Annotated in this window: 5 protein-coding genes; 3 read left to right on the plus strand and 2 right to left on the minus strand. The window is 71.3% G+C overall.

Annotation, left to right across the window (positions count from 1 at the left end; all coding sequences use genetic code 11):
• Window positions 1-118 precede the first annotated feature (118 nt).
• The gene (locus WA805_RS12780; RefSeq protein WP_422277586.1) at window positions 119-718 is read left to right on the plus strand and encodes a TetR/AcrR family transcriptional regulator; all 600 of its coding nucleotides are present in this window, start codon (window positions 119-121) and stop codon (window positions 716-718) included.
• 10 nt (window positions 719-728) lie between these two features.
• Here WA805_RS12780 and WA805_RS12785 read toward each other — a convergent pair whose 3' ends face one another.
• On the minus strand, window positions 729-1,187 hold the full coding sequence (locus tag WA805_RS12785) for a universal stress protein (protein ID WP_422284579.1): 459 nt from the start codon (window positions 1,185-1,187) through the stop codon (window positions 729-731).
• A 44-nt stretch (window positions 1,188-1,231) separates the two neighbouring features.
• Window positions 1,232-2,101, minus strand: a complete 870-nt coding sequence (locus WA805_RS12790) for an NmrA family NAD(P)-binding protein (protein ID WP_422341203.1) — start codon at window positions 2,099-2,101, stop codon at window positions 1,232-1,234.
• A gap of 77 nt (window positions 2,102-2,178) precedes the next feature.
• Between WA805_RS12790 and WA805_RS12795 the strand changes: the two genes are divergently transcribed.
• Both WA805_RS12795 and WA805_RS12800 read left to right on the plus strand, forming a co-directional pair.
• Window positions 2,179-2,880 (plus strand): PIG-L deacetylase family protein, encoded by a 702-nt coding sequence (locus WA805_RS12795; RefSeq protein WP_422284581.1) that lies wholly within the window; start codon window positions 2,179-2,181, stop codon window positions 2,878-2,880.
• Window positions 2,881-2,887: 7 nt separating this feature from the next.
• The gene (locus WA805_RS12800) at window positions 2,888-3,514 is read left to right on the plus strand and encodes a class I SAM-dependent methyltransferase (protein WP_422277594.1); all 627 of its coding nucleotides are present in this window, start codon (window positions 2,888-2,890) and stop codon (window positions 3,512-3,514) included.
• Window positions 3,515-3,651 lie beyond the last annotated feature (137 nt).

Below are 3,651 nucleotides of genomic sequence, written 5' to 3' on the forward strand. Positions count from 1 at the left end.
AGGGACCGGTCCTGACCACGGACACCACCGCATCCGGCGCGATCACGACAGTGACAGCCAGCCAGCAGGCGGCGCCAGCGAGCGGCATTCCGTCGCCCTGATCTCTGTTGAGCATGGCATGACAACCGACGCGCGGCCGCCAGCACAGCGCCTGCTGGCGGCCGCCGAGGAGCTCTTCGGCGAGCGCAGCTACACCCGCACCGCGGTCGCGGACATCTGCGCCAGGGCCGGGATGGCAACAGGCAGCTTCTACGCGTACTACGGCTCCAAGGCGGAGATCTTCGCCGCGGTCGTCCGTGGTATCAACGCGGACCTGCGGAACGCCATGAAGGCGGCCCTGGAAAAGACGGACGGCGGCCAGCGAACGCGGGAGCGCGAATGCTTCCGCGTCTACTTCGAGATGGTGTCGAAGCGTCCCTGGATGGACCGGATCGTGCGCGAATCGGAATTCGTCGCACCCGGCCTGTTCCGTGAGTACTACGAGCACCTCGCCAGGGGCTACGGGCGCGGCGTGCGCGCCGCGCAGCTCGCCGGCGAGGTAGACACGCGTTACGACCCGGAGGTCGTCGCCTACGCCTACACCGGCATCGGCAACTTCATCGGCATGCGCTGGGCCGAGTGGACCGCCGGCGGGCAGGTCCCCGAGGACGTGCTCGACGACGTGCTGGAACTCCTGGGGCGGGGACTCGCACCGCCCGCCGGGAGTAGCCCGCCCTAGCGGCCGGTCGCTAGGGCACGATCATGATCGGCACGTCCGCGTGCCGCGCCAGGCTCACCGCGACCGAGCCGACCACGCGGTGCATGGCCTGCGAAGAGCTCCCGACCATGATGGCGACGGTGTCCCCCGGATGCGTGTCACGGAGCCGCGCGGCCGTCGCGATCAGGACGTCGGGAACGGCCCCGTCGCCGCGCGCGAAGACCCACCGGTCCTCCCGGCCGCGCAGCTGGTCGCGCACTTGTGCCTGCAAGTCCCGCGAGACCTCATCGAAGCTGTCCTCCACCCCCGCGATGGCGTCGGCCGACAACATGTCCACCGCGGGCAGGTGAGCGATGTAGACGACCTCGATGCTGCCGGTCCTGCCATGGAGCAGGCGGACGGCGGCGTCCAGGGCCCGGGTCGCGGGCGGAGACCCGTCGTACCCGACAACGAGGTGCACGTCTCCGGTGGCGGGCATGTCGGTGCTCATCGGCGCTCCAGGATCGGTCGATCGGATAGTTCAGGGAACGATGGTCAAGGCGCGAGGAAGCTAGCGCGGGAGTCGCTCAGCCAGTCTTGCAGGGACTGCGGACCGTCGCCGGTCAGCTCGCGCACCGTTCCGGTCACGGTTGCCGCGCCGCCCTGGCGGATCCACTCGAAGCGCTCCAGGTTGCCGTCCGCCTGCCAGGGGGTGAGGCCGCTGGCGAGCATGACTTCCCTGGTCCGTTCAGGGGACTGGTCCTCGTAGTCCACCTGCCACGCGAAGACGGCGGAGAACCGGGCCGCGACGTCCCGGTAGCCCAGCGCCTCAGGGCCGGTGAGCACGTACGTCGCGTTCTCGTGCCCCGCGCTGGTCAGGACCTGGGCCGCGGCGCTGGCGACGTCGGTCGCGGCCACCCAGCCCACGTGCCCCTTTCCGGCGGGCGCCGCGATCGTCCCGGTGTGCCGGATAGCCTCGGCCGAGTCGATGAGGGTCTCCATGTGCATGGCCGAGGCGAGGTACGTGACCGGGAGTCCCAGGGCGTCCAGGTGCGCGGCCACCTGCCGGTCGCTGCGCATGAAGCGCACCTCGCAGTCGGGGTCCTGGAAGCCGTCGGCGCAGACTTTCACGATGTGCGGCCGGTGGCCCGCGACCGCGATGGCGTCGAGGAACACCGTTTCGAGCGCCGCCTGTTCTTCTTCCTCGCCGCCGGCCAGGAAGATCTGGTCGGCCTCCCTGAGCACCGCGCCGGGCGGCGGCCCGTCGAGGGTCGCGACGACATGCCCGGGCGAGCCCGGGAGGTCGGCGGCATCCGCCTCCACACCCACCATGGCGGTCACGTCGGCGCCCTTGTCCGCGAGCGCCTCCATCAGCCGGTACCCGACCAGCCCGGGCGCTCCGGTCACCCCGGTCACTAGTATCACGCCGACTCCCTTCGTCGTGGCTAGGCTCCCATAGCATCCGATCATGAGTGACGGCAGGATCAACTAAGGCGGTTTCTATGCAGCCGATGCCGGAAGACTGGAACCGGGCGGTCGCCGTGGTGGCGCACCCCGACGACCTGGAGTACGGGGCCGCCTCGGCCGTCGCCCGCTGGACAGGCCAGGGCAAGGAGGTGGCGTACCTGCTCGCGACCCGCGGCGAGGCGGGCATCGCCGGCCTGCCTCCGGACAAGACGGGGCCGTTGCGGGTGGAGGAGGAACGGCGCAGCGCGGCGATCGTCGGTGTCCGCGAGGTCGAGTTCCTGGACCATCAGGACGGGCTCGTGGAATACGGGGTGCCGCTGCGGCGCGACCTGGCGGCCGCGTTCCGCCGGCTGAAGCCCGACGTGGTCATCACGATGAGCTTCGACCTCACCTGGGGTGAGCAGGGTCCCGTCAACCACGCCGACCACCGTGCCGTCGGGCTCGCCGTGCTTGACGCGTGCAGAGACGCGGCCAACGAGTGGGTGTTCCCCGATGCCGGGGCGCACTGGACCGGCATCCGCGACGCGTACGTCGGATCCACGGACCCGACCCACTTCGTGGACGTCACCGCCAGCATCGACGCGGGCATCGCCTCGCTGCGCGAGCATCGTGCCTACCTCGACGGGCTGGGCGGCGATTTCGATCCCGACGAGTTCCTCAGGAACATGGCCGGCTTCACCGGCCTTGGCGCCGGCGTTGAGTACGCCGTGGGCTTCCGCCACTACCCGATGGGCTAGGTGCACCATGACCACACCGCCGAGCTGGGACGCCGTGTACGCGCCGGACGCCGCTCCCCCGCCGTGGGACATCGGCAGGCCGCAGCCGGCGTTCGTCCGGCTGGCCGACCGCGGCCTGCTGTCCGGGCGGCTGCTCGACTCGGGCTGCGGCACCGGAGAGAACGTGCTGCTCGCCGCCGCCCGCGGCGCGGAGGCGACGGGCGTGGACATCTCCCCGCAGGCCATCGCGAGAGCCAGGGACAAGGCGGCCGAGCGCGGCCTGACGGCCCGCTTCGAGGTCGCGGACGCGCTGCGGCTCGGGCAGCTCGGCAGGACGTTCGACGTGCTCATCGACAGCGGGGTGTTTCACATCTTCGACGACGCGGACCGGGAGCGGTACGTCGCCAGCCTGGCTGCCGTGCTGCCGCCCGGCGGGCGCTGCTACCTGATGTGCTTTAGCGACCGTCAGCCGGGCACGGTCGGCCCGCGCCGGGTCCGCCAGGACGAGCTGCGCGCGGCCTTCAGCGACGGCTGGGAGGTCGCCAGCATCGAGGCGGACACCTTCGAGGTCAACCCGGGCATCGAGTTCAGCCCAGGGACGCCCGCCGCGGCCGCGCAGGCGTGGCTGGCCAGCCTGGTCCGCCGGGCCGGGTAAGCCGGCGATCGGGAGGTTATGGTTCGGACATGACAAACGTGAGCGGCGCCGGGATTGTCATCACCGGCGGTGGCGGCGGGATCGGCCGGGCGATCGCGCGGAGGTTCGCGGCCGGCGGCGGCCGGGTTGTGGTGAAC

Source organism: Trebonia sp. (genome assembly GCF_049794275.1).
Lineage (GTDB): Bacteria > Actinomycetota > Actinomycetes > Streptosporangiales > Streptosporangiaceae > Trebonia.